We start from the raw sequence: 23,121 nt of genomic DNA, 5'->3' as shown, positions 1-23,121 counted from the left end.
CATTACGGCCGATGAGAATTCACTTTCGGCAACCATGCCGCGACTGCAACGTCACCTGGCCCGCACAGACGACAACGGGCCCCGCCGACAAGGTCGGCGGGGCCCGTTGTCAGGACTACCGGTCAGTCTTCGTAGGCATCCAGCGGCGGGCACGAGCACACCAGATTACGGTCGCCGAACGCACCGTCGATGCGCCGCACGGAAGGCCAAACCTTCGGACGAGCATGGCCGATACCGCGCGGGTACACCGCGGTCTCCCGGCTGTACGGGTGGTTCCACTCGGCTACCAGGCTGGCAGCGGTGTGCGGCGCACCGCGCAGCGGGTTGTCGGTCACCGGCCACACCCCGGCCGCCACCTGGTCGATCTCACCACGGATGGCGATCATGGCGGCGATGAACTCGTCGATCTCCTCGAGGTTCTCGCTCTCGGTGGGTTCCACCATCAGCGTGCCCGCGACCGGGAAGCTCATGGTCGGCGCGTGGAAACCGTAGTCGGCCAGTCGCTTGGCCACATCGTCGACGGTGACGCCGGTCTGCTTGGTGATCTCCCGCAGATCCAGGATGCACTCGTGGGCGACCATGCCGTTCTCGCCGGTGTAGAGCACCGGGAAGTGAGCGTCGAGGCGGCGGGCGATGTAGTTGGCCGACGCGATCGCGGTCAGCGTCGCCGCGCGCAGGCCCTCGGCGCCCATCATCCGGATGTAGGCCCAGGTGATCGGCAGGATCGACGCGGAACCGTAGTTCGCCGCCGACACCGCGTGCGAACCGGCTTCGAGCGGGTCACCGGGCAGGTACTGCGCCAGGTGCGCACCCACCGCGACCGGGCCGACGCCGGGGCCGCCGCCGCCGTGCGGGATGCAGAAGGTCTTGTGCAGGTTCAGGTGGCTCACGTCGCCGCCGAACCGGCCCGGACGGGCAAGGCCGACAAGGGCATTGAGGTTCGCGCCGTCGACGTACACTTGGCCGCCGGCATCGTGCACGAGCGCGCACAACTCGGCGACCTCGTGCTCGTAGACGCCGTGGGTGGACGGGTAGGTGATCATGATGCAGGCCAGCCGGTCGGCGTGGTCGGCGATCTTGGCGCGCAGGTCGTCGAGGTCGACGTCACCGTTCGCACGGCACTTGACCACCTCGACGCGCATGCCGACCATGGCCGCCGAGGCGGCGTTGGTCCCGTGCGCGCTGGACGGGATGAGGCAGGTGTCGCGGTGGTCGTCACCGCGATCGAGGTGGTAGCGGCGGATCGCGAGCAAGCCCGCGTACTCGCCCTGACTACCGGCATTGGGCTGCAGGCTCACCGCGTCATAGCCGGTGATCTCGGCCAGCCACCGCTCGAGGTCGGCGATCAGCGTGCGGATGCCGGGGGTGTCCTCGGTGGGCGCGAAGGGGTGCAGGCGGGCGAAGCCGGGCCAGGTGATGGGCTCCATCTCCGCGGTCGCGTTGAGCTTCATCGTGCACGAACCGAGCGGAATCATGCTGCGGTCCAGTGCGATGTCCTTGTCCGAGAGCGCGCGCAGATAGCGCAACATGGCGGTCTCGGTGTGGTGGCGGGTGAACGCCGGGTGGGTCAGGTAGTCCGAGGTGCGGGTCTCGATCGCGGCGGGCTCGGCGCCCGCGCCCGCGTCGGGAGTCAGTGCGGTGCCGAAGGATTCGACGACGGCCGCGACATGCGCGTCGGTGGTGGCCTCGTCGCAGGCGATGGCGACGTGGTCGGCGTCGACCAGGCGCAGGTTGATGCCCTTCGACTTCGCCTTGGCGACAACCGCTTCCGCGCCGCCGGGCACGTGGGCGAGCACGGTGTCGAAGAAGGCACTGTGCACCACGGCCCCACCGAGGCCGGTCGCGACGGCAGCGGCGTGCTGGTGCACCCGGCGCGCGATGGCGCGCAGGCCGTTGGCACCGTGGTAGCTCGCGTACATCGCGGCGACGATGGCCAGCAGCACCTGGGCGGTACAGATGTTCGAGGTGGCCTTCTCGCGGCGGATGTGCTGCTCACGGGTCTGCAGCGCCAGACGGTAGGCGGGCGCGCCGTCGGCGTCGACGGACACGCCGACCAGGCGACCGGGCAACTGACGGGCGAAGGCGGTGCGCACGGCGAGGTAACCGGCATGCGGGCCGCCGAAGCCCATCGGCACGCCGAAGCGCTGGGTGGTACCGAAGCACACGTCGGCACCCTGTTCACCGGGCGGGGTGCTCAACGTCATCGCGAGCAGATCGGCGCCGGCGGCGACCAGTGCGCCGCGCTCGTGGGCGGCGGCGAACAGCGAGGTCCAGTCGACGATGTGGCCCGAGGCGCCCGGGGTCTGCACGATCACGCCGAAGAACTCGCCCTCCGGCAGCTCCCCGGTCGACAGGTCGGCCTCGATGATCTCGATGCCGAGCGGCTCGGCCCTGGTGCCGATGATGGTCTTGGTCTGCGGGAACAGATCGGCGTCGATCAGCAGCCGGTTCGACTTGGACTTGCCCGCGCGGCGCAGCAGCGTCATCGCCTCGGCCGCGGCGGTGGCCTCGTCGAGCATGGAGGCGTTGGCGACGTCCATGCCGGTCAGATCCGACACCATGGTCTGGAAGTTGAGCAGCGCCTCGAGCCTGCCCTGGCTGATCTCGGGCTGGTACGGGGTGTAGGCGGTGTACCAGGCGGGGTTTTCGAGCAAATTGCGCACCAGCACCGGCGGGGTGAGGGTGTCGTAGTAGCCCAGACCGATCATCGAGGTGGCGACGGTGTTCGCCTGCGCCAGCGTGGCCAGTTCCTCGAGCACCTCGTGCTCGGAGGCGGGCGCGGGCAGCGCGCCGAGGCCGGACTCGTCGAGGATCGTGGCGGGCAACGCCGTGGTCGCGAGCGCGTCGAGGGACTCGACGCCGATGGTCGCGAGGATCCGGGCGAGTTCGCCGGAATCGGGTCCGATGTGGCGGTCGGCGAACGAACGGGTCACGGCAGCTCCAGGTCGGGCGGGTCGACCTCATGGTCGACGGGTACCAGCCCTCCCCCTCTGTCTGTGCGCCTGAGAGATTCGGAAACCCGGCCCCCGAAACGGGAAGACCGTGCCCCTTTCCCCGTGGGCGGGCAGCCGGATGCCACCGCTTTCCAGAGGCGTCGAATCACCGTGCGGTCCCTGTTGCCTGAGAGATTGACGGGGAGGTGCTGCTCCTTCGGCGCCCCGATTCTCACGAACCGAGGACTCTCCCGCACGGCGGCGACGCACCACCGATTCTAGATGCAGCGAACCCCCGGTCGCGCCACCAGGGGCCCGCCGGGGGTGTAGTGCTGATCACTGTCGCGCCTCTCCGCGCCTTCGGGCCGGACTCAGGTGCGGGGCTGGGCGGCAAACGCGGCCGAGTGGAGACGAGACGGCCGGTCGGCACGACTAACCGGTTTTCCGGTTCTCCCTCACCTTGCGTCGAAAAGAGAGCTCGTCTTCGGGGCGGTCGGTGATGGCGGTGGCTCGTTCTGCCGGGAAGTCCGCGATCGCGCCGGTCAGCTCACGCATGGCGCCACCGACGGCGATCCCGAAGACTCCCTGGCCGCCCTGCAGTAAATCGACGACTTCCTCGGGTGAGGTGCACTCGTACACCGAGGTGCCGTCGGAGAACAGGGTGATCCCGGCCAGATCGCCCACGCCACGACTGCGCAGGTGATCGACGGCGATCCGGATGTTCTGTAAAGAGATGCCCGCGTCCAGCAGCCGCTTCACGATCTTGAGGACAAGGATGTCCTTGAACGAATACAGCCGCTGGCTGCCCGATCCCGCCGCACCACGGATCGACGGCACGACCAGCCCGGTCCGGGCCCAGTAGTCGAGCTGACGGTAGGTGATACCGGCGACCTGACACGCGCTCGGCACCCGGTAGCCGACCAGATCGTCCGGAACCGAGTCGTCCGGGAACAAGCCAGGCTGTACGACATCCTGCGTTTGTTCTTCCACTGATCGCTCCTTCTGCCGACGTTCTCGGGTCGGAGTCACGACGGATGTTGCCCGACTTTCGAGGTTACTCCTGCCATTGTCGGACCTGCGGTGTTGTCACACCAAGCACCAAACGCCGCGATTCCCTGGACCTCTACTTAAGGTTTAGAAGATCGTGATCAGCTGTCGGTCGCCTTGAAGTCGTCGGGTGAGACCGACTCCAGGAACTCCTTGAACTTCTCCACCTCGTCCTCGCGTTCGTCGGGCATCACCAAGCCCGCCTCGGCGAGCACCGGCTCTTCGGCGTAGATCGGGCACCCGACGCGCAAGGCGATCGCCACCGAGTCCGACGGTCGCGCCGAGACCCGCAGGTCGCCGTCGAAGACCAGATCCGCGTAGAAGGTGCCCTCCTGCAGATCCACGATCCGCACTTCCTTGAGTGTGTGTCCCAGCTCGGTGATCAGAATCTTGATCAGATCGTGAGTGAGCGGACGGATCGGCGTGACCCCCTCCTGCTCGAGCACGATCGCGGTGGCCTCGGCCTGCCCGATCCAGATCGGCAGATACCGCTCCCCCGAAGCCTCCCGCAGCAGCAGCACGGGCTGGTTCTGTGGCTGCTCGACACGGATGCCGATGACACGCATCTCGCTCATGAGTAAGTCCTGCCTCCCATACTCGGCCGCCGGCCGGCACGACAGCTGCACAGCTCGCCGTATCAACGAGTCTAGGCGAATTCTGGGGCGTGCAAGAAAGACGTTCGCGCCGAAATCGGTGTGTAGCCGGGGCGATACCTGATCACCAGGCCGGGTGTGTCAGCCGCCGAGGGCTGTGCGCACCGCGGCTTTGACCAATGCGGCGTGCAGGTTCAGCGACAGCGCCGCGAGTTCGCGCACGGTCTCCTCGGCGCGAGCGCGCGCATCGGCATCGCGACTCTTCGCGATCGGCGCGGCGATCTGTGCGATCAGCGCTGCCTCGCGATCGGCGGCGAGTTTGAAGGCGCGCAGATGACGAGCCTCCAGGCCGAATTCGGCCATCGCCTTCGCCGCGTGTGCCAGCGTGACCGCATCGGACTCGAAGAATCCGCCCGCACCGGGGACGATGAGTCCCGCGCGCAGCAGATCGTCGAGGAACCGGTCGTCGATGTCGGCCTTGGCGAGCAGGTCGGACCTGGTGAGCCGCACGCCGACGTCGACGCGCAATTCCTCGGGCGTGATCGCGCCCGTGACGATGCCGAGGCGGCGCGGCGCGGCCGGGCTCGTCGCCTCGGTATCGGCCTCCGCGGAGCCGGACACACCGTGCCCGGCCTCCGCGGAGCCGTGGTGGGAGTGCGCACGGGCGCGCGCTTCACGCACGCCCAACGTCGCCGCACCACTGTCGATCGCTTCCAACTGCTCCTTGATCACCTTCAACGGCAGGTACTGATCGCGTTGCGCGGTCAGTACGAAACGCAGCCGTTCGTAGTCGGCCACCGAGAACCGCCGGTATCCCGACGGCGTCCGTTCCGGCCGGATCAGGCCCTCGGATTCGAGGAACCGGATCTTGGAGATGGTGATATCAGGAAAATCTGGTCGCAGCAGGTCGAGTACGGAGCCGATCGACATCCCTCCGCGCGCCCACTGCGCCGCCCCTGTCACAGCACTGTGCCCGTTACGGGCACCAGTACCGTTGGGGTCATCGCGACCCCGCGCCCGACGCCGACTCGTTCGCCTGCGTGCGCGGACCGGTCAGGAAGACCAGCCGGAACTTGCCGATCTGGACCTCGTCGCCGTTTTGCAGCTCCGAGGAGTCCACCGGCTCCCGGTTGACGTAGGTGCCGTTGAGGCTGCCCACATCGACGACCTGGAACGAGTCGTCGTCCTGACGGAACTCGGCATGCCGACGGCTGACCGTGACGTCATCCAGAAAAATGTCACTGTCGGGATGGCGGCCGGCCGAAGTGGTCGGCTGATCCAGCAGGAAACGCGAGCCCGCGTTCGGGCCACGCTTGACCACCAGGAGGGCCGCACCGGCCGGCAGGCCCTCGACGCCCTGAACCGGCTGTTCGCCGGTCGGCTCTGCGGAGCGCGACGCGTCGACCTCGTTGAGGAAGTCCGCGCGGAAGACCGACGTCGTCTCGGCCGCGGTTTCCCCGTAACCCGGGTCCCTGTTCTCGCTCACCGTTTCTCTCCTCCTCGAACCTGATTATCCATGCAAGCAGGTGCTGTATTCGGCGACACGACCGGCGCGATCACATCGCCAGGAAAAGATCCCGGCGTCGATTCCCCGACGTATCCGCTTGGCTTTGACCGTACCCTGCCGGGGCGTGCCCGTGCAGGGAGAACTGTGAAGGCTGAGTCAGCCCCCGATAACTCCTTGGTAACCCGCTGCATCCAGCAGTTCACCGAGGGCGGAATCGAGGGTTGCCTCGTCGTCGAACGCGAGCTCGAACAGCCAACCCTCGTTGTAGGGATCTTCGTTGAGCGTCTCCGGCGTCTGGACCAGATCCTCGTTCACCGCAACGACTTTGCCGGTGAGCGGAGCGTAGATGTCGGACACGCTCTTGGTCGACTCGACCTCGGCGATGCTGTCGCCGACGGTCACGTCTTTGTCGACATCGGGCAGCTGGACGAACACGACGTCACCCAGCTGTGACTGGGCGTAATCGGTGATGCCGACACGGACCGCCGTGGGGCTGGTCCGCCGCACCCATTCGTGCTCTTCGGTGTAGCGCAGTTCCTCAGGGGTCCGGGTCACTGGACGTCCTTTCATCGTCGACGTTGCACGCAACAGTATCGACTAGCTCCCCCGGTGCGGCACAGGCGGTATCGATCGCGCGACCGCGACCGCGAGCCCCGCGTAGAGCAGCCCGGTCCAGACGTAGAGTGCCGTGCCCCAGATCAGCAGGGCCCAGCCGAAGGCCCACCCGAAACTCGCCCCCGCCCAGTCCATCTCCCCGGTCAATATCCACGGCAGCGCCGACATCAGCGCGAAAGTGGCCGCTTTGCCCAGGTAGATCACTTCCGGCGCGGGTAGTTCGCGCCGCTTGTACACCGAAAGGGTCGCGGTGAGTACCAGATCGCGTGCGATCAAGATCACTGCCAGCCACCACGGCAGCAGACCGCGCACGACGAAGGCCACCAGGGTCGTCACCAGATAGAGCCGATCGACGAGCGGGTCGAGCAGCGCTCCCAGACGCGAGGACTGATCGAGCAATCGGGCGAGTTTGCCGTCGAGGAAATCGGTGAAGCCGCTGGCGATCAGCAAGGCGAAGGCCCAGCCGTCGGCGTGGCGGACCAGCAGGAGCCAGAGGAAGACGGGGATGCCGATCAACCGCACCACGCTCAGCGCGTTGGGCACGGTCAGGATGCGGTCGCTGAACACGCCACCGGTTTCGGTGTCGTGCGTGCCCGGCGTTCCTGATTCGGTTGCCACGCCCCTGCTTACCGCACCGACCCCGTCCGGCGCCATCCGGCCACGCCGAAACGCCGTCAACTCCGCTGTGTACCGAGCGCCACGCTGCCCGGCGCGCGGCAACCGGCTAACCTCGGCAATCGTGTCCGACAGTGGTATTGATCTGCGTTCCTACGTCTCCGCCGAGGACGCCCGCGAGCGTGGCCGGGCTGCCCGGCGGCGGGTGCCTGTCACCGAGCGTGACCGTGCCGCGGCGAGCCCCGATCGGCCGACGGTGCGCGAATTCATCGACATCAGCAACCGTGGCCGGATCGAACGTCTGATCCCGTTGCGGATCGGGCGGATGATCGCCTCGCCGTTCACCTTCTTTCGCGGCGCCGCGGGCCTGATGGCCGCCGACCTCGCCGCCGGACCGGACAGTGGTCTGGCCGCCCAGATCTGTGGTGACGCCCACGCCGCCAACTTCGGCCTCTACGGCACCCAACGTGGCGAGATCGTGATGGATATCAATGATTTCGACGAGACGGTCATGGGCCCGTGGGAGTGGGATCTGGAGCGTCTGGCGGCAAGCCTCGTGCTGGCGGGACGCGAGAGCGGCGTCGACGAGGACGATTGCCTGCGCGCGGCACGCGATGCCGCCCGTTCCTACCGTCATACCGTCGGCGAATTGGCCGACATGCCGTTCATGCAGTCCTGGACGGCGTTGCCCGACGAGTCGATCCTCACCAGCGCCAAAGCCGAAGATCTGCTCGACGACTTCAAGAAGGCCGCGAAGAAGGCGCGCAAGAACACCAGCGCCAAGGTGGTGGCGAAGTGGACCGAGCACCTCGACGACCACGAGACCGACATCCGCAAGCACCGCTTCGTCAGCGATCCACCCGTGCTGACCGCGGTCGACACGCCGGTGTCGGAAGCCGTGATCGACGGCCTGCAACGCTACGCGAGCACCATCCGGGAATCCCGGCGCAACCTGCTGGCCAGGTTCGCGGTCTCCGATGTCGCGTTCCGCATCGTCGGCACCGGCAGCGTCGGCCTGCACAGCTATGTGGCGCTGTTGCACGGCAACGACGGCGAGGCGGTGGTGTTGCAGGTCAAGCAGGCGCGCCCATCCGCCCTCGCGCCGTTCCTGCCGCCCACCGAGCCCCGGCACGAGGGTGAACGGATCGTGGTCGGCGCGCGGACCGTGCAGTCCGAGACCGACATCCTGCTCGGTTGGACGACCGTCGAACTCGACGAGTCGCTGCCCTTCATCGTGCGTCAGTTCCGCAATCTCAAGGGCAGCATCGACCCGGCGGAACTGTCCGCCGACGATCTCGACGACTACGGCCGCCTCGCCGGCGCCCTGCTGGCCCGCGCGCACGCTCGCTCCCTCGACCCGCGCGCGCTGGCGGGGTATCTGGAAACCGACGATGACGACGAGCGGTTCGAGGACTCGGTGGCCCGCTTCGCGGTGCGCTACGCCGACCGCACCGAGGCCGATCACGCCGACCTCGTCGCCGCCGTGGACGCGGGCACGGTCGCCGCCGAACAGGATTGATCGAGCTACGATGTACGCCAACGGTTCTCGGCACAACGAAGGGCGGTCTCCATGCTCGTGCGCGTGCAGAATGCGGCAGGCAGCGATGCCGAGGCGGCGCTGATCGACTGGTTGCGCACGTGGAAGGACCCGGCGAGCCCGCACGGCGTCGCCACGATCAACTGCAGCCTGTTCCACCAGGATCGGCTGCATCAGTTCGACGCGGTGGTCTGGACTCCGACCAGTTGCGTGATCATCGAGGCGGAGACGTTCACCGCCCCGCAGGACGGCGTGCTCGAGATCCCGCTCAACGGTCCGTGGATGGTCTCCGGCGAACTCGCCCAGTTCGCGGGCGCGGAGAAATCGACGCCGCTGGAGCGTTCGCGTGATCACACCTTCGCCCTGCAGGACTATCTCGCCGCGCGCGGGCTCGGCCAGCGCGCGGTGCACGGTCTCGGCCTGATCGTGCCGATGCCCGGCGCCCAGATCGACGTGCACCAGGGCTGGAGCGACCCGAGCTTCGATGTGATCGTCACCGACGACCCGCAACGGCTCGAGATGTATTTCGAATTGCTGGCCGAGAAGGAACACAACCTCTGGACGGCCAACGACGTCGCCATCGCGTTCCGTGGCCTCGGCATCCTGCCGTTCCTGCCCGCGCCACAGGATCTGCTCAACGAGGGCTTCCTCGGCCCGATCGACGTGACGCTGTGGCACGGCGGGCCCACCCAGGCTGCCGCGGAGTCCTATGCCGAGCAACAGGCCGAGCTCGAACGCCAGGCGCAGTCCCGGGGCATGGTCGCGCCGTGGTACAGCCCGTGGAAGCTGTATCCGCGGGTCGGCGGCGATCTCGATTTCGGCCGGGCGTTCCTGCGGATCACCCTCGCTCTCGGCATGATCGTAGCCATCGTGTGGGTGCTGTGGTTCCTGGTCACGGCGGTGCTCACCTACGGTCCGGCCTGAGCGGCGCCGGACGGCGGCTATCGTCGCGTTCGTGATCGACCGTGTCGGTAGTACCTGCGCTGTGCGGGTGGCAGCGATCGGCGCCGGTGCCGCGCTGACCGCGTCGCTGCCGTTGACGTTCCCCGCGGACGGCGGCCCGACCGAACTGGACTCGGTGGTGCCGGACAACACCGTCTCCGCCGGCCTCGCGCAGGTGCTCGTCACGCCGAGTAACGCGCCGGTGGTCGTGGCGCTGCTCCTGGTCGCGTGTGCCTTTTTCGCACTGCACCGGCAGTGGTGGCGGACCGTGACCATGCTGGTGGTTCCCGAGGTCGCGTTGGTGGTCAACACCTGGTTGCTGAAACCACTGTGGGATCGGCAGCTGGACGACCATCTCGCCTACCCGAGCGGGCACACCGTCCACATGGTCGCTGTCGCAACAACTTTCGCGTGCCTGGTGACCGACCTGCGGACACGGATCACGGTCGCGACGCTCACCGTGCTCGCCCTGATCGCGATCACCCCCGCGATGGCCGAGCTGGGCTACCACCACCCCACCGATGTCCTCGGTGGGGCGGCGGCGGCCGCCTCGATGGCGATCGGCCTGTGCTGGATCTCCGATGCCCTACACGCCCGGCGCGCCGCCTAGCGACGATCGAAAACGCTGGCGTCGTGCAGCATTTCGGCGCGCAGCATCGTCTCGGGCACACCCATCGCCTCCACCAGGGTCAGCGCGTCCGGACGCAGGCGGTCGACGAGTTCGTTCACCCCGCGCCGCACCGCCTTGGCCCGCTCCACCGACATGAACCGGTGCATGATGTACCAGGCCAGGTTCTCCTCCAGCGAGGCGTAAACGAAGAGGTCACAGACGGTTTCGGCCAGCGCCTTGGCATCCGGGTCCTCGATGGTGGCGATGCCGTCGACGAATTCCTCGAGCACGAGCCGGTCGATGTGCGCGGCGCCGGCGGCCAGGATGTGGTCCTGGGCATTGTTGAACGCCTCGAACGGGCCGGTGTCGGCGGCGCGGGCGCGCAGCCGGTGCGCGGCGGTGCGCAGCAGGTAGTCCTCGCGGTCGGCGAACAGCTGTAGCTGGACGTCGCGTTTGGACAGGTCGCCTTCGTCGACGGACTCGTCGTTGCGGTCGCGCAGGGTCTGGATCAGCTGCCGCACGCCCGAGCGTTTGCGCACCACGTCACCGGCCATGGTGGCGGCGAAGCGCACCCAGCCGAGTGCGTCGAGGTCGCGGACCTCGTCGGAGTAGGCGGTGAGCAGCTCCTTCGCCACGAGCTGGGTCAAGACGACGTTGTCACCTTCGAAGGTGGTGAACACATCGGTATCGGCTTTCAGCGTCACCAGGCGGTTCTCGGTGAGATAGCCGGCGCCGCCGCAGGCTTCGCGGCATTCCTGAATCGCCCGTGTGGCATGGCGGGTCTGAGCCACCTTCAGACCGGCGGCACGCTTCTCCAGCGCCCGCTGTGAGCTCGGTTCGGTGTTTTCCCCGCGCTGGATCTCGTCCATCCGGCGCACGAGGTCGTTCTGGGCGAAGGCCAGCGCGAACGACTTCGCGACCAGCGGCAGCAGCCTGCGCTGATGGCTGCGGTAGTCCAGCAGCAGGGTCTCCTCACCGGTATCGGGGTCGGCGAACTGCCGGCGTGCCAACGCATAGCGGACGGCGATACTCAGTGCCACCCGCGCGCCCGCCGCGGCCGCGCCACCCACACTGACCCGGCCACGCACCAGCGTGCCGAGGGTGGTGAAGAAACGGCGGCTCGGGTTCTCGATCTCCGAGCTGTAGGTGCCGTCCGCGGACACATCGGCGTAGCGATTGAGCAGGTTCTCGCGGGGGATCCGCACCTGGTCGAAGACGATCCGGCCGTTGTCGACGCCGGGCAGGCCGCCCTTGATACCGTCGTCGTAGGTGGTCACGCCGGGCAGGTCCGCGCCGAGGTCGTCACGGATCGGCACCAGCAGGCAGTGCACCCCTTTGCTCTCGCCGCCGACGATCAGCTGAGCGAACACCGCGGCCATCCGCGCGTGCACCGCGGCACCACCGATGTAGTCCTTACGCGCCGACGGGGTCGGGGTGTTGACGACGAATTCCTGGGTGGCCGGGTCATAGGTGGCCGTGGTCTCCAGATCGGCGACATCGCTGCCATGGCCCGACTCGGTCATCGCGAAACAGCCGAGCAGATCGAGCGAGATCAGGCGCTTGATGAAGTCACGGTGACGTTCGGTGCCCAGGTTCTCCACCGCGCCACCGAACAGTCCCCACTGCACGCCGGATTTCACCCACAGCGACAGGTCGGTGTAGGCGAGCATCTCCAGCCCGACGACCGCGCCGCCGGGATCACCGGTGCCGCCGTTCTCGGGCCGGAACCCGCGCTCGGGGTAGCCCATGGTCGCGATGACCCGCATCTGGTCGAGCACGCGAGCTCTCGCCGCGTGGATGTCGAGTTCGGGATCGTCGGTGAATTCCGCACCGGCGAGCTGGGTGCGCGCCTGCTCCCTGACCGTGCGCCACGGTCCGTCCAGCGCTGCGCGGAGATGTTCTGCCGTCGTCGATGTGCCGGTAGCCATGGCTTCGACATTAGCCCGCACACGATGGGTCACCCAGGCCCGAAACTCGGATCGGGTGAAAGTCTTGCCAACGGATTGAACACGCGTTTAACATATTGAACATGCGTTCAGCCGATCTCACCACCGCCGCCAGGATTCGTGATGCCGCGATCGAATTGTTCGGTGAGCAGGGCTTCGGCGTCGGCGTACGGGCCATCGCCGCCGCAGCCGGGGTGTCACCCGGGCTGGTGAACCATCACTTCGGCTCCAAGGACGGTCTGCGCGCGGTCTGCGACGATCGTGTGCTCGAGATCATCCGCGACGAGAAGCTGCGCGCGATCCAGGCACCCGGTCCCGCGGGGATCTTGAACGCGATGGCCGAGATCGAGATGTACGCACCCCTGGTGGCCTACATGCTGCGCAGCTTCCAGGCAGGCGGCCCGCTGTCGGAGTCATTGCTCGAACACATGATCTCCGACGCGGAGCAGTACATGCAGACCGCCGTCGACGAGGGCAAGGCCAAGCCGAGTCGCGACCACGCGGCCCGCGCTCGCTACATCGTGCTCTGCCATGTCGGCGCGATGAACCTCTACCTCCAGATGCGCATGCAGCGCGAAGGAAAACTCGATTACCGCAAGGCGATTCGTGAGCTGTCCGACGAGATCACCTTCCCGGCGCTCGAGCTCTACACCCAAGGATTACTCACCGATTCCACCATGCTCGACACCCTTTTCGAGGAGTAGACGATGCCCTCCCCCACCACCGACCGGGTCATCGATGTCGCGGGCCTGCGAAAGACGTTCGGCCGCTTCACCGCGCTCGACGGACTCGACCTCCACGTCAGCACCGGCGAAATCCACGGTTTCCTCGGCCCCAACGGCGCAGGCAAGTCCACCACCATCCGAATCCTGCTCGGAGTACTGCGCGCGACCGGTGGCGAAGCCGCGGTCTTCGGCCGAGACCCCTGGACCGATGCCGTCGACCTGCATCGCCGGATCGCCTATGTCCCCGGCGATGTCACGCTGTGGCCGTCACTGTCGGGCGGTGAGACGATCGACCTGCTCGCCCGCATGCGCGGCGGGCTGGACGAGTCACGCCGCGGCGAGCTGATCGAACGCTTCGAACTCGACCCCACCAAGAAGGCGCGCACCTATTCCAAGGGCAACCGGCAGAAAGTCGCACTGGTGTCGGCCTTTTCGGCGAACGCGGATCTGCTGATCCTCGACGAGCCCACCTCGGGTCTGGACCCGCTGATGGAGCAGGTCTTCCAGGACTGCGTGCGCGATGCCGCCGCCCGTGGCGCGACGGTGCTGCTGTCGAGCCACATCCTGTCCGAGGTCGAGCACCTGTGCGACCGGGTCACCATCATCCGCGCCGGGCGTACCGTCGAATCCGGTTCGCTCAACGACCTGCGCCATCTGAGCCGCACTGCCATCACCGCCGACCTGATCGGCGATCCCGGCGATCTGAGCACGATGCCCGGGGTCGGCGATGTCGAACGAGACGGTTCGACCCTGCGCTGCCAGGTCGACGCCGACCACCTCGGCGCACTGATCCGGGTACTCGGCGACGCGGGGGTCCGCAGCCTGACCAGCGCACCACCGACGCTAGAGGATCTGTTCCTTCGCCACTACCACGTCGACGACGCCGAGACCGCGGAGAAGGTGCGGGCATGACTGCGACAGCCGCTCTCCCCCGTTTCGCCGGAACTGCCCGCACCGCAGGCGAATTCGCTGGCACCGGCCAGATGCTGCGCCTGTATCTGCGCCGCGACCGGGTGGTCGCGCCGCTGTGGTCGCTGCTGATCGGGCTGATGCCCGCGCTGCAGATCGTGTCGATCAAGGACATCTACACCACCGGAGAACAACTCGACCACTTCGCGGCGACCACGGCGGCCAGCCCCGCGCTGATCGCCATGTACGGACCCGTTTTCAGCTCGGCACTCGGTTCCATCGGCACCTGGAAGGCCGGGGCGATGTACGCGATGATCGCGATCGCCGCGGTACTCACGGTCATCCGCCACACCAGGGTCGAGGAGGAGACCGGGCGCGCGGAACTGGTCGGCGCCACCAGCATCGGCCGCTTCGCCGGCCTCACCGGAGCACTCCTGCTCACCTACGGTGCTTCGGCGGTTGCCGGAATCGTCTGTGCCGCTTCACTGATGGCCACCGATCTGCCTGCCGGAGGGTCGGTCGCCTTCGGCGCCGCACTCGCCGGCTCCGGTGTGGTCTGGGGTGCGGTGGCAGCCGTCGCCGCGCAGGTCAGCACCGGCGCGCGGCTTGCCCGTGGCATCGCGCTGGGCGCACTGGGCGCGGCGTTCGCGGTACGTGCGGTCGGCGATGCGGGAAACGGTGTGCTGTCCTGGTTTTCGCCGCTGGGGTGGTGCCTGCAGATCCGCCCGTTCGCCGACGAACGCTGGTGGGTGCTCGTACCGATGGCCGCCCTCGCCACCGGCGCGACGCTGCTCGCCTATCGGTTGCTGCGGACACGTGATATCGGCGCGGGATTGCTGGCCGACCGACCCGGACCGGCCGTCGCGGGCACCGCGCTGTCGGGTCCGGCGGGTCTGGCCTGGCGGCTGCAGCGAGGTTCGCTGCTCGCCTGGACGACCGGTTTCGCCCTCTACGGTCTGCTCATCGGCGGTGCGGTCAACAGCATCGGCGGCATGCTCGACGACAGCGGCACCCTGCAGGACGTGGTCACCTCGATGGGCGGGTCGGCCGATCTGGAGAAGTCGTTCATCGCCTACGCCGTCACCATGCTGGCCGCCGCGGCCGCCGCCTACTCCGTGTCGGCGCTGCTGCGATTGCACGAGGAGGAGAACTCCGGGCGCGCGGAGACGGTCCTGGCCGCCGCGGTGAGCCGCGTGCGCTACGCGTCGAGCCACCTGCTGTTCGCGATCGGCGGACCCGCCGTGGCACTGCTGACCGCGGGCCTGGCGATCGGCATTGTCTGGGGCGCGACAGACGGCGACCTCCCCGGCAAGGTCGGCGAGTCCTTGGGCGCGGTCGCGGTACAACTGCCCGCGGTCTGGGTGGTCACCGCCATCGCGATGCTGTTGTTCGGCGCACTGCCCAAGCACGCGGCACTCGCGTGGGGCGTGCTGAGCGCGATGATCGTGATCTTCGTGCTGGGCTCGCTGGGCAGCTTCTCGCAGTGGATCCTCGATCTGGTGCCCTTCGTCCACCCGCCGAAGCTGCCGGGTGCGGCGTTCGACATGGTGCCGATCGGCTACCTGCTCGCCCTCGCGGGGGCGGGGATCGCGGTGGGGCTCATGGCCTTCCGCCGGCGCGACCTGCGCTGACCGGGAGCGCGCGCTCCGCGTAGCCGAGCCGGGGTGGTGAGTCGACTCGCCACCCCGGTTTCAGTACGCGCCGTCGCCGCGGGTGACCGCTCCGATGGTGCGCGCGATCAACGCCAGATCCAGCACCATCGACCAGTTCTCGACATAGGACAGGTCGAGGCGCACCGAGTCCTCCGGCGACAGATCCGACCGTCCGCTGACCTGCCACAACCCGGTGACGCCCGGCTTCACCAGCAGCCGCCGCCGCATTTCCCCGTCGTAGCTGTCGACCTCACGTTGCACCTGCGGCCGTGGCCCGACGACGCTCATGTCGCCGCGCAGCACATTGAAGAACTGGGGCAGCTCGTCGAGGCTGTACTTGCGCAGGAAGCGGCCGACGGCGGTGACCCGCGGATCGTCTTTGACCTTGAAGAACAACGGATTTCCACCGTGGCGCTCGATGAGCGCCTCCACTGCGTGGTCGGCGTCGACGAGCATGCTGCGGAACTTGATCATCCGGAACGGAATACCGTCGCGCCCGATCCGCTCCGACAGGTAGAACACCGGCCCCGCACTCGTCATCTTCACGGCGATCGCGATGGCGGCCAGCATCGGCGCGACGAGCACCAGCACGGTCGCGGCGAAACACACATCGAACAGCGCTTTGCGGCTCGACTTCGCCCGTCCGTAGCGCGGCGGGTCGATGTGCAGCATCGGCATCCCCGCGACGAGGCGATTGGTCAGCCGCGCCCCCGCGATGTCGGCGATGCCGGGCGCGACGATCAGATCGACGCCGAGAGGATCCAATGCCCATGCCATCCGCCGCAACTCGGCGGGTCCGAGATGATCGGTCGCGGCCACGGCCACCGAGTCGGCGCCACTGCGGCGCACCGCCTCCAGCACCGAGCGATCGTCGCCGAGCACCGACGGCCCGTCGGACGTATCGAACTGCGCGCCCACCGATCCCGCGGGCACGCAGACACCGACCACGCGATAGCCGGAGCCGGGATCGCCGGTGAACGCCGACGCCATCGCCTGCGCGGCCTCCGGCGAACCCACGACCAGCACCGCGATGTGGCACCGCCCTTGCGCGCGCCACCGCCGCAACCGCCATCGCCACGCCAATCGCCCCACGACCAGCGCGAACAGCCCGGCGGGCAACGCGATGGCGAGATAGCCGCGCGCGACCTCCACCCGGAACAGCAGCGCGAGGATCGCGAGCACACCGAACAGCCGCAGGGTCGCCGACACCAGCCTGCGGAACTCCTCGGTCCCGGTGCCGACCACCTGCGGGGTGCGGCTGCCGTAGCCGTGCAGCAACGCCAGCCACCCGGCGGCCAACGCCAGCGACACCACGGAGTAGCCGACCTCGTAGGGCAGCGGCCAGGCCAGCGGCGGCGCGGCGGGACCGCCGAAGCGAATGACCTGTGCCGCCGCGACCGCACCGAACACCGCGATCACATCGGTCACCGCCAACCGCTGGACCAGTGCGCTCTGCCAACTCTCGCGTTGGGTGCGGCGCAGCACCTGGACACCGTTGACAACATCGACGTCGCCACTTCCGGTGAGCTCGTAGCTCATGAACCCACACCTCCCCTTCGGGCGACGAATCGTTTCCCGATCCCCGTCGACCGGAATGCGGCCGTTGCGGCCGTCCTACTTCCCGTCGATTCGATACCCGCCTGCTGATTGTTACAGACCACCAGCAGGGGTTCTTTCCGAAGACTCACCGCCACAAGGGATTCCAGTAGTTAGCCACTTCACAGCGCAATCGGACAGCTATCACCGAACCGCTATTGCCTTTCGATATGAATGCAGGACAATCACTTTCACAAGTGATCGCCATCACAAACAGAGGAGGAATGGTCGTCCTCGCCGACAGTTAGCCGGTGCCGGATCGGCCTGGTATAACTCCGAAAATTACCATGAATCTGTTTCCGCCCGAATGTTTCGGGGCACTCTTCTGCCCGCCGCGCTGTAACGTCTGTGCCCACTGATCCGACTTCCGCCATGACCGGCATGAGCCGCGACAGCTCGGGTGAACAGGTATGAAGGTGGGGGCTCCACGTGCAATGTCGACTCTGTGACTCCGAACAGCTCACGAGCGTGCTCGACCTGGGCGCCACCCCACCGTGCGAGAGCTTTCTGTCCGCCGCCGAACTCGACCTGCCCGAATCGACGTATCCGCTGCACCTGCGGTTGTGCGAGGACTGCCTGCTGTTACAGATCCCGGCGCTGATCACCCCCGAGGACACCTTCACCGAGTACGCGTACTTCTCCTCGTTCTCCGACAGCTGGGTCCGCCACGCCGAGCAGTTCGTCACCGCGACCGCCGAACGACTCGGCCTCGGCGGCGATTCGTTCGTCGTCGAGGTGGCGAGCAACGACGGCTACCTGCTGCGACACGCGGTCGCGCGCGGCATCCGCTGTCTGGGCATCGAGCCCTCGGTCAATGTCGGACGCGCGGCCCGCGCGGTCGGCGTGCCGACGGACACCGCGTTCCTGGAGCAGGATTCGGCCGCACGGATCCGCGCCGAGCACGGACCGGCCGACCTGGTGGTCGCCAACAACGTCTACGCCCACGTGCCCGACCTGCGCGGATTCACCCACGCGCTGCGTACCCTGCTCAGCGACGACGGCTGGTGCAGCATCGAAGTGCACCACGCGCTGAACCTGGTCCAGCTCGGCCAGTTCGACACCATCTACCATGAGCACTTCCAGTACTACACCGTCCATTCGGCGCAGCGCGCGCTGGCGATCGCCGGCCTGACCGTCGTCGATGTGGAACTGCTGGACACCCACGGTGGCTCGATCCGGCTGTGGGCACGCCCCGACGCGGTCGCCGAACCCACCGCCCGGGTCGCCGAGGTCCTCGACCTCGAGCGTGCGGCGGGGCTGCACGAACCCGCCGGCTACGCCGCGCTGGGTGCCCGTGCCGAATCGGTTCGCCACGAGCTGCTGCGTTTCCTGCTCGACTGCCGCGCTGCGGGTAAGCGGGTGGTCGGCTACGGCGCGCCGGGCAAGGGCAACACGCTGCTCAACTACTGCGGCATCCGGCCCGACCTGCTCGAGTACACCGTGGACCGCAACCCCTACAAGCACGGCCGCTACACCCCCGGCACCCGGATTCCGATCCATCCGCCGGAACGCATCGACGCGGACAAGCCCGATGTGGTGCTGGTCCTGCCGTGGAATCTCGAAACCGAGATCACCGCTCAACTCAGCCACGTCGGCGAATGGGGTGGCGAACTGATCTACCCCCTGCCGGTGCTGCATCGCGCCGCCACGGCGGGCGAACCGGTCGCGGCCGGCGCACTCTCCGAATGAAGGTGAACGAACCGATGAAGGTCGTATTGTTCTGTGGCGGATACGGCATGCGCATGCGCGGCGGATCCGACGACGTCGTCCCCAAGCCGATGCAGCTGGTCGGGCCGCGCCCGTTGCTGTGGCACGTGATGCGCTATTACGCGCACTACGGACACACAGAGTTCGTGCTGTGTCTCGGTTACGGCGCCGAGCACATCAAGAACTTCTTTCTCACCTACCAGGAGTCGGCGTCCAACGACTTCGTGATCCGCAACGGTGAAGTGGAGCTGCTGGGCAGCGACATCAGCGACTGGACGATCACCTTCGTCGACACCGGCGTCGAATCCGCGATCGGGGAGCGACTGCGCCGCGTGCGCGAGCACCTCGACGGCGACGAATACTTCCTGGCCAACTACGCCGACGTCCTCACCGACGCACCGCTGGACACCATGATCGAGCGTTTCCATGCCTCGGGTGCGGCCGCATCGATGATGGTGGTGCCGCCGCAATCCTCGTTCCACTGTGTGGACATCTCGCCGACCGGTGAGGTGAAGGACATCGTGCCGGTGGCGCAGATGCCGCTGTGGGAGAACGGCGGATATTTCGTGCTCAGCCAGGAGATCTTCGATCTGCTGCCCCCTGGCGGCGATCTGGTGGCCGACGCGTGCGGCGCGCTCGCCGGGCAGGGCAGGCTCTTCGGGTATCAGCACATGGGTTTCTGGAAACCGGCCGACACCTTCAAGGAACGCGCCGAACTCGACGACGCCTACCGCAACGGCACCCGGCCGTGGATGGTGTGGGACCGGCCGTGATCGGGCTGTTCACCACCCCGCCGCGCCGGATCGCGGTGCTCGGCGCGCACTGCGACGACATCGCGATCGGGATGGGGGCAACGCTTCTCGCGCTCACCGGCGCCGATCCCGAGGTCGAGGTACGCGCGCTCGTCCTCTCCGGTGGCGGCACCGCACGTGAGGACGAGGAGCGGGCGGCACTCACCGCGTTCTGCTCGGGCAACAAGCCGGAACTGCACGTCCTCGATGTGCCCGACGGCCGCGCGCCCGCGCACTGGGATCGGATCAAGGACGCACTGGCGGTCTTTCGTCGTGGCGGTGAACCCGAGGTGGTGTTCGCGCCGCATCGTGGCGATGCCCACCAGGACCACCGGCTGCTCGCCGAACTGGTGCCCACCGAGTTCCGTAATCACCTGACCCTGGGTTACGAAATCCTCAAATGGGAGACCGATACTCCGACTCCCACCCTCTACCACCCACTGAGTCACGCACTCGTACAGCAGAAGTCGCGTCTGCTGCACGAACACTATCCGTCGCAGACGGGCCGCGACTGGTTCGACGAACAGGCCTTCCTCGGGCTGGCCCGGATGCGTGGCGTGCAGTGCCACGCACCGTATGCCGAGGCGTTCGTGCTCGACAAAGCGATCATCAGATGGGAACAGACGTGAACATGCGGGTACTGGTCACCGGGCACCAGGGCTACCTCGGCACCGTGATGGTGCCGGTGCTGCGGGCGGCGGGCCACCAGGTCACCGGCCTGGACATCGGCTACTTCGCCGACTGCCTGCTCGGCGAATTCGCCGGTGACCCCGACGGTTCGGCAGTGGACCTGCGCGAGGTGACCGTCGAGCAGCTGCGCGGTTTCGACGCGGTGATCCACCTCGCGGCGTTGTCGAACGATCCCCTGGGCGCCCTGGCGCCGGAGATCACCTACGACATCAACCATCACGCGTCGGTGCGACTGGCCCGCCTCGCCAAGGAGGCCGGGGTGTCGCGGTTCCTCTACGCGTCTACCTGCTCGGTCTACGGCGCCGCCGGAGCCGACCTCGTCACCGAGGACGCCCCGCTGCGCCCGATCACCCCCTACGCCGAGAGCAAAGTCCGCGTCGAAGACGATGTGGCCGCGCTGGCCGACGACAACTTCGTTCCGGTATTCCTGCGCAACGCCACCGCTTTCGGCTTCTCGCCGCGGTTGCGGGCCGACATCGTGCTCAACAATCTGGTCGGCTACGCGGTACTCACCGGCGAGGTGAAGGTGCTCTCCGACGGCACCCCGTGGCGGCCCCTGGTGCACGCCGCCGACATCGCCGCCGCGTTCGCCACCTGCCTCACCGCACCCGCCGCCGACATCTCGTGCCGGGCGTTCAACATCGGCACCGAGGTCAACAACCTCACCGTCGCCGAGATCGCTGCCTCGGTGGTCGACGCGGTCCCCGGATCCCGGCTGCTGATCACCGGCGAGAACGGCGCCGACCCACGGTCCTACCGGGTCGACTTCTCCTACGCGCGTGCGGTTCTCGGCTTCGAGGCCCAGTGGACGGTCCCTGCGGGCGCGGCCGAGCTCTACACCGAGTACACCGCGCGCGGACTCACCGCCGACGCGTTCTTCCGCCGGTACACCCGGCTGCCGCACCTGCAGGGCCTGTGCGACTCCGGGGTGCTCGACGCACAGCTGCGCCGGATCAGTGCGCCGGCGTCAGCGTAGCCAGCAGCGCGGCCCAGGTCCCGGCCCGCGCGTCACGTGCGGAGACCGGGCCGACGGGCAACGGCCATGCGATGGCCAGTTCGGGGTCGTCATAGGCGACCCCGAGGTCCTCGGCGGGATCGTGCGGACGGTCGATGCGGTAGCAGACGTCGGCGATCTCGGTGAGCGCTTGGAACCCGTGCAGGAAACCCGGCGGCACATAGAGGTGATGGAACTGCTCGTCGTCGAGCCGAAACGCTTGGCGCGCACCGAAAGTCGGCGAACCGGGACGAATGTCGACGAGCACGTCGTGCACGGCGCCGTGCGCGCACCGCACCAGCTTGGCCTCACCGCGCCCGCCGCGCCCGTGCATGCCACGGATCACCCCGCGCACCGACCGCGACTGCGAATCCTGCACGAAGGCCGCCGCCGCACCCGGTACCCCGAGATGGGCGTCGAACTCGCCCGCGTCGAAGGTACGGGTGAACAACCCCCGCTCGTCCCGGAACGGTTCGGGAACGAGTACCACTACGTCGGCCAATTCGGTCCGCTCGATACGCACGAGGCCATACTCCCATGACCCACCGATGCCGCGGCTGCGCGAAGACCGCGCTCGTTCCCGTCCTCGATCTCGGCGCGGTCCCGGCGGCGGATCACTTTCCGCCACGTGACGCTCCGGTCGCCGCCACCGAATCCGGCCACCCCCTGCGGGTGGACCAATGCGCGGCATGCGGGCTGGCTCAGCTGGCCGACGACGACACTGTCACCGCGGAGCCCCGCGGTATCGAGCCGCTGGCCCTGCGCGACCAGGCCGCCGAGGCGGTGCGTCTGGTGCACGCCGCCGGGCTGCTGCGCGGATCGACGGTCACCGAATTCGGTAGCCCGCACGGCGGCACCTGGCTGCCCCTGCTCGCCGAGCACGGCTTCACCGAGAACACCGGGGAACCGGCCGATGTGGTGCTCGACTGCTTCGGGATCATGCACGAACCCGATCAGCGCGCGGCCTTTGCGGCACGGGCCGCGGCGACAGCGCCCGACGGGGTGCTGCTCGTTCAATACCACTCACTGGCCACCATCGTCACGCAGGGACAATGGAACGCGTTGCGGCACGGGCACTTCGCGTACTACTCACTGTCCGCTCTGCGCACCTTGTTGCGGGCGGCGGGGATGAGCGTGGTCACCGCGTGGGAGTTCGACCTCTACGGCGGCACGGTGCTCCTGGCCGTTCGCCACGGCGATCACACCCCCGACGCCACCATCGACAGCCTTCTCGTCGCCGAAGCCGACGCGCTGAGCGCGGCCGCCGAGTTGCAGCAGACGGTCGACCGTCACGTCCGCGCCCTGCGCGGTTGGCTGGACGCCGGTGCCACGCAGGGCCGTCGGGTCTATGCCTACGGCGCCGCGTCGCGCGCGGTGGCGCTGCTGAGCATGGCGGGCGCGCACCGCGGCCTGCTCGCCGGTGTCGCCGACGCCGCTCCGGGAAAGCAGGGCTGCCGGATGCCCGGCACCGATGTGCCCATCATCTCCCCCGCCGAACTGGTCGCCGCCGAGCCCGACGTCGTGCTGCTGACGCTGCCGGACCTGCTCGCCGAGGTGAGCGCCGCACTGCCCGAACTCGACGGGCGGTGGATGATCGACGATCCGGCGGGCCCACGCAACCGAGACAGGCATGGCAAGACTGTGGGATAGCCGACCTTATGTCGATCGGCGCATGATCGCAGGACGTGGGATACTCGGAAATGCCCAGCGCC

At 67.9% G+C, this 23,121-nt stretch carries 21 protein-coding genes and 1 riboswitch; of the genes, 11 read left to right on the top strand and 10 right to left on the bottom strand.

Features of this window, described 5'->3' with window-relative positions:
* Positions 1-122 precede the first annotated feature (122 nt).
* The 7 genes from gcvP to ACFQ9R_RS18145 form a co-directional block, all read right to left on the bottom strand.
* Positions 123-2,933, bottom strand: coding sequence for an aminomethyl-transferring glycine dehydrogenase (gene gcvP / locus ACFQ9R_RS18175; RefSeq protein ID WP_378991912.1), 2,811 nt, complete (start codon positions 2,931-2,933; stop codon positions 123-125).
* Between the two features lie 164 nt (positions 2,934-3,097).
* A riboswitch (glycine riboswitch) is annotated at positions 3,098-3,197 on the bottom strand.
* Between the two features lie 168 nt (positions 3,198-3,365).
* A complete protein-coding gene (locus ACFQ9R_RS18170) occupies positions 3,366-3,923 on the bottom strand; it encodes a MerR family transcriptional regulator (protein ID WP_131816826.1) in 558 nt (185 codons plus the stop codon).
* A gap of 158 nt (positions 3,924-4,081) precedes the next feature.
* Positions 4,082-4,555: a bifunctional nuclease family protein gene (locus ACFQ9R_RS18165; RefSeq protein ID WP_067446263.1), complete on the bottom strand. Its 474-nt coding sequence runs from the start codon at positions 4,553-4,555 to the stop codon at positions 4,082-4,084.
* Positions 4,556-4,714: 159 nt separating this feature from the next.
* A complete protein-coding gene (locus ACFQ9R_RS18160) occupies positions 4,715-5,503 on the bottom strand; it encodes a MerR family transcriptional regulator (RefSeq protein ID WP_378991911.1) in 789 nt (262 codons plus the stop codon).
* 70 nt (positions 5,504-5,573) lie between these two features.
* The gene (locus ACFQ9R_RS18155) at positions 5,574-6,059 is read right to left on the bottom strand and encodes an FHA domain-containing protein (protein ID WP_101462719.1); all 486 of its coding nucleotides are present in this window, start codon (positions 6,057-6,059) and stop codon (positions 5,574-5,576) included.
* A 177-nt stretch (positions 6,060-6,236) separates the two neighbouring features.
* The gene (gene gcvH / locus ACFQ9R_RS18150) at positions 6,237-6,650 is read right to left on the bottom strand and encodes a glycine cleavage system protein GcvH (protein WP_378631210.1); all 414 of its coding nucleotides are present in this window, start codon (positions 6,648-6,650) and stop codon (positions 6,237-6,239) included.
* A gap of 27 nt (positions 6,651-6,677) precedes the next feature.
* Positions 6,678-7,313, bottom strand: a complete 636-nt coding sequence (locus tag ACFQ9R_RS18145) for a CDP-alcohol phosphatidyltransferase family protein (RefSeq protein WP_378631208.1) — start codon at positions 7,311-7,313, stop codon at positions 6,678-6,680.
* A 121-nt stretch (positions 7,314-7,434) separates the two neighbouring features.
* On the opposite strand from ACFQ9R_RS18145, the gene ACFQ9R_RS18140 reads away from it, so the two are divergent.
* The 3 genes from ACFQ9R_RS18140 (at position 7,435) to ACFQ9R_RS18130 (ending at position 10,399) form a co-directional block, all read left to right on the top strand.
* Positions 7,435-8,829: a DUF2252 domain-containing protein gene (locus ACFQ9R_RS18140; RefSeq protein ID WP_378991910.1), complete on the top strand. Its 1,395-nt coding sequence runs from the start codon at positions 7,435-7,437 to the stop codon at positions 8,827-8,829.
* Between the two features lie 63 nt (positions 8,830-8,892).
* A complete protein-coding gene (locus ACFQ9R_RS18135; protein WP_378991908.1) occupies positions 8,893-9,771 on the top strand; it encodes a nuclease-related domain-containing protein in 879 nt (292 codons plus the stop codon).
* A gap of 31 nt (positions 9,772-9,802) precedes the next feature.
* The gene (locus ACFQ9R_RS18130) at positions 9,803-10,399 is read left to right on the top strand and encodes a phosphatase PAP2 family protein (RefSeq protein WP_378991906.1); all 597 of its coding nucleotides are present in this window, start codon (positions 9,803-9,805) and stop codon (positions 10,397-10,399) included.
* Here the strand turns inward: ACFQ9R_RS18130 and ACFQ9R_RS18125 are convergent.
* The gene (locus ACFQ9R_RS18125) at positions 10,396-12,327 is read right to left on the bottom strand and encodes an acyl-CoA dehydrogenase (RefSeq protein WP_378991904.1); all 1,932 of its coding nucleotides are present in this window, start codon (positions 12,325-12,327) and stop codon (positions 10,396-10,398) included. The two genes, ACFQ9R_RS18130 and ACFQ9R_RS18125, sit on opposite strands and share 4 nt — an antisense overlap.
* A 101-nt stretch (positions 12,328-12,428) precedes the next feature.
* Between ACFQ9R_RS18125 and ACFQ9R_RS18120 the strand changes: the two genes are divergently transcribed.
* Genes ACFQ9R_RS18120 through ACFQ9R_RS18110 form a run of 3 tightly spaced genes read left to right on the top strand, consistent with a single transcriptional unit; the run spans position 12,429 to position 15,610 of the window.
* Complete coding sequence (locus ACFQ9R_RS18120; RefSeq protein ID WP_378991902.1) at positions 12,429-13,049, top strand: TetR family transcriptional regulator; 621 nt, start codon at positions 12,429-12,431, stop codon at positions 13,047-13,049.
* Positions 13,050-13,052: 3 nt separating this feature from the next.
* On the top strand, positions 13,053-13,982 hold the full coding sequence (locus tag ACFQ9R_RS18115) for an ATP-binding cassette domain-containing protein (RefSeq protein WP_378991900.1): 930 nt from the start codon (positions 13,053-13,055) through the stop codon (positions 13,980-13,982).
* On the top strand, positions 13,979-15,610 hold the full coding sequence (locus ACFQ9R_RS18110; protein ID WP_378991899.1) for an ABC transporter permease: 1,632 nt from the start codon (positions 13,979-13,981) through the stop codon (positions 15,608-15,610). The genes ACFQ9R_RS18115 and ACFQ9R_RS18110 overlap by 4 nt, the downstream gene beginning before the upstream one ends.
* A gap of 60 nt (positions 15,611-15,670) precedes the next feature.
* Here the strand turns inward: ACFQ9R_RS18110 and ACFQ9R_RS18105 are convergent, their stop codons facing one another.
* Complete coding sequence (locus ACFQ9R_RS18105) at positions 15,671-17,170, bottom strand: sugar transferase (protein ID WP_378991898.1); 1,500 nt, start codon at positions 17,168-17,170, stop codon at positions 15,671-15,673.
* 486 nt (positions 17,171-17,656) lie between these two features.
* Here ACFQ9R_RS18105 and ACFQ9R_RS18100 point away from each other — a divergent pair, with 486 nt between their 5' ends.
* Genes ACFQ9R_RS18100 through ACFQ9R_RS18085 form a run of 4 tightly spaced genes read left to right on the top strand, consistent with a single transcriptional unit; the run spans position 17,657 to position 21,391 of the window.
* Entirely contained in the window at positions 17,657-18,916 is a 1,260-nt protein-coding gene (locus ACFQ9R_RS18100; protein WP_378991896.1) for a methyltransferase domain-containing protein, read from the top strand.
* Between the two features lie 14 nt (positions 18,917-18,930).
* The gene (locus ACFQ9R_RS18095) at positions 18,931-19,707 is read left to right on the top strand and encodes a glucose-1-phosphate cytidylyltransferase (RefSeq protein WP_378631193.1); all 777 of its coding nucleotides are present in this window, start codon (positions 18,931-18,933) and stop codon (positions 19,705-19,707) included.
* Positions 19,704-20,354 carry a PIG-L deacetylase family protein gene (locus ACFQ9R_RS18090; protein WP_378992053.1) on the top strand — a complete coding sequence of 217 codons (651 nt, stop codon included), beginning with the start codon at positions 19,704-19,706 and terminating at the stop codon, positions 20,352-20,354. Before ACFQ9R_RS18095 ends, ACFQ9R_RS18090 begins: the two co-directional genes overlap by 4 nt.
* A 2-nt stretch (positions 20,355-20,356) precedes the next feature.
* Positions 20,357-21,391 (top strand): NAD-dependent epimerase/dehydratase family protein, encoded by a 1,035-nt coding sequence (locus ACFQ9R_RS18085; RefSeq protein ID WP_378992052.1) that lies wholly within the window; start codon positions 20,357-20,359, stop codon positions 21,389-21,391.
* Here ACFQ9R_RS18085 and ACFQ9R_RS18080 read toward each other — a convergent pair.
* On the bottom strand, positions 21,369-21,932 hold the full coding sequence (locus tag ACFQ9R_RS18080) for a dTDP-4-dehydrorhamnose 3,5-epimerase family protein (RefSeq protein WP_378991895.1): 564 nt from the start codon (positions 21,930-21,932) through the stop codon (positions 21,369-21,371). The two genes, ACFQ9R_RS18085 and ACFQ9R_RS18080, sit on opposite strands and share 23 nt — an antisense overlap.
* Positions 21,933-21,946: 14 nt before the next feature.
* Between ACFQ9R_RS18080 and ACFQ9R_RS18075 the strand changes: the two genes are divergently transcribed.
* Positions 21,947-23,059, top strand: coding sequence for a class I SAM-dependent methyltransferase (locus tag ACFQ9R_RS18075; protein WP_378991894.1), 1,113 nt, complete (start codon positions 21,947-21,949; stop codon positions 23,057-23,059).
* Positions 23,060-23,121 lie beyond the last annotated feature (62 nt).

The organism is Nocardia sp. NPDC056541 (assembly GCF_042794235.1).
Classification (GTDB): domain Bacteria; phylum Actinomycetota; class Actinomycetes; order Mycobacteriales; family Mycobacteriaceae; genus Nocardia.
The sequence above is the reverse complement of the archived record's forward strand: the minus strand, read 5'-3'. Positions and strand labels throughout refer to the sequence as shown.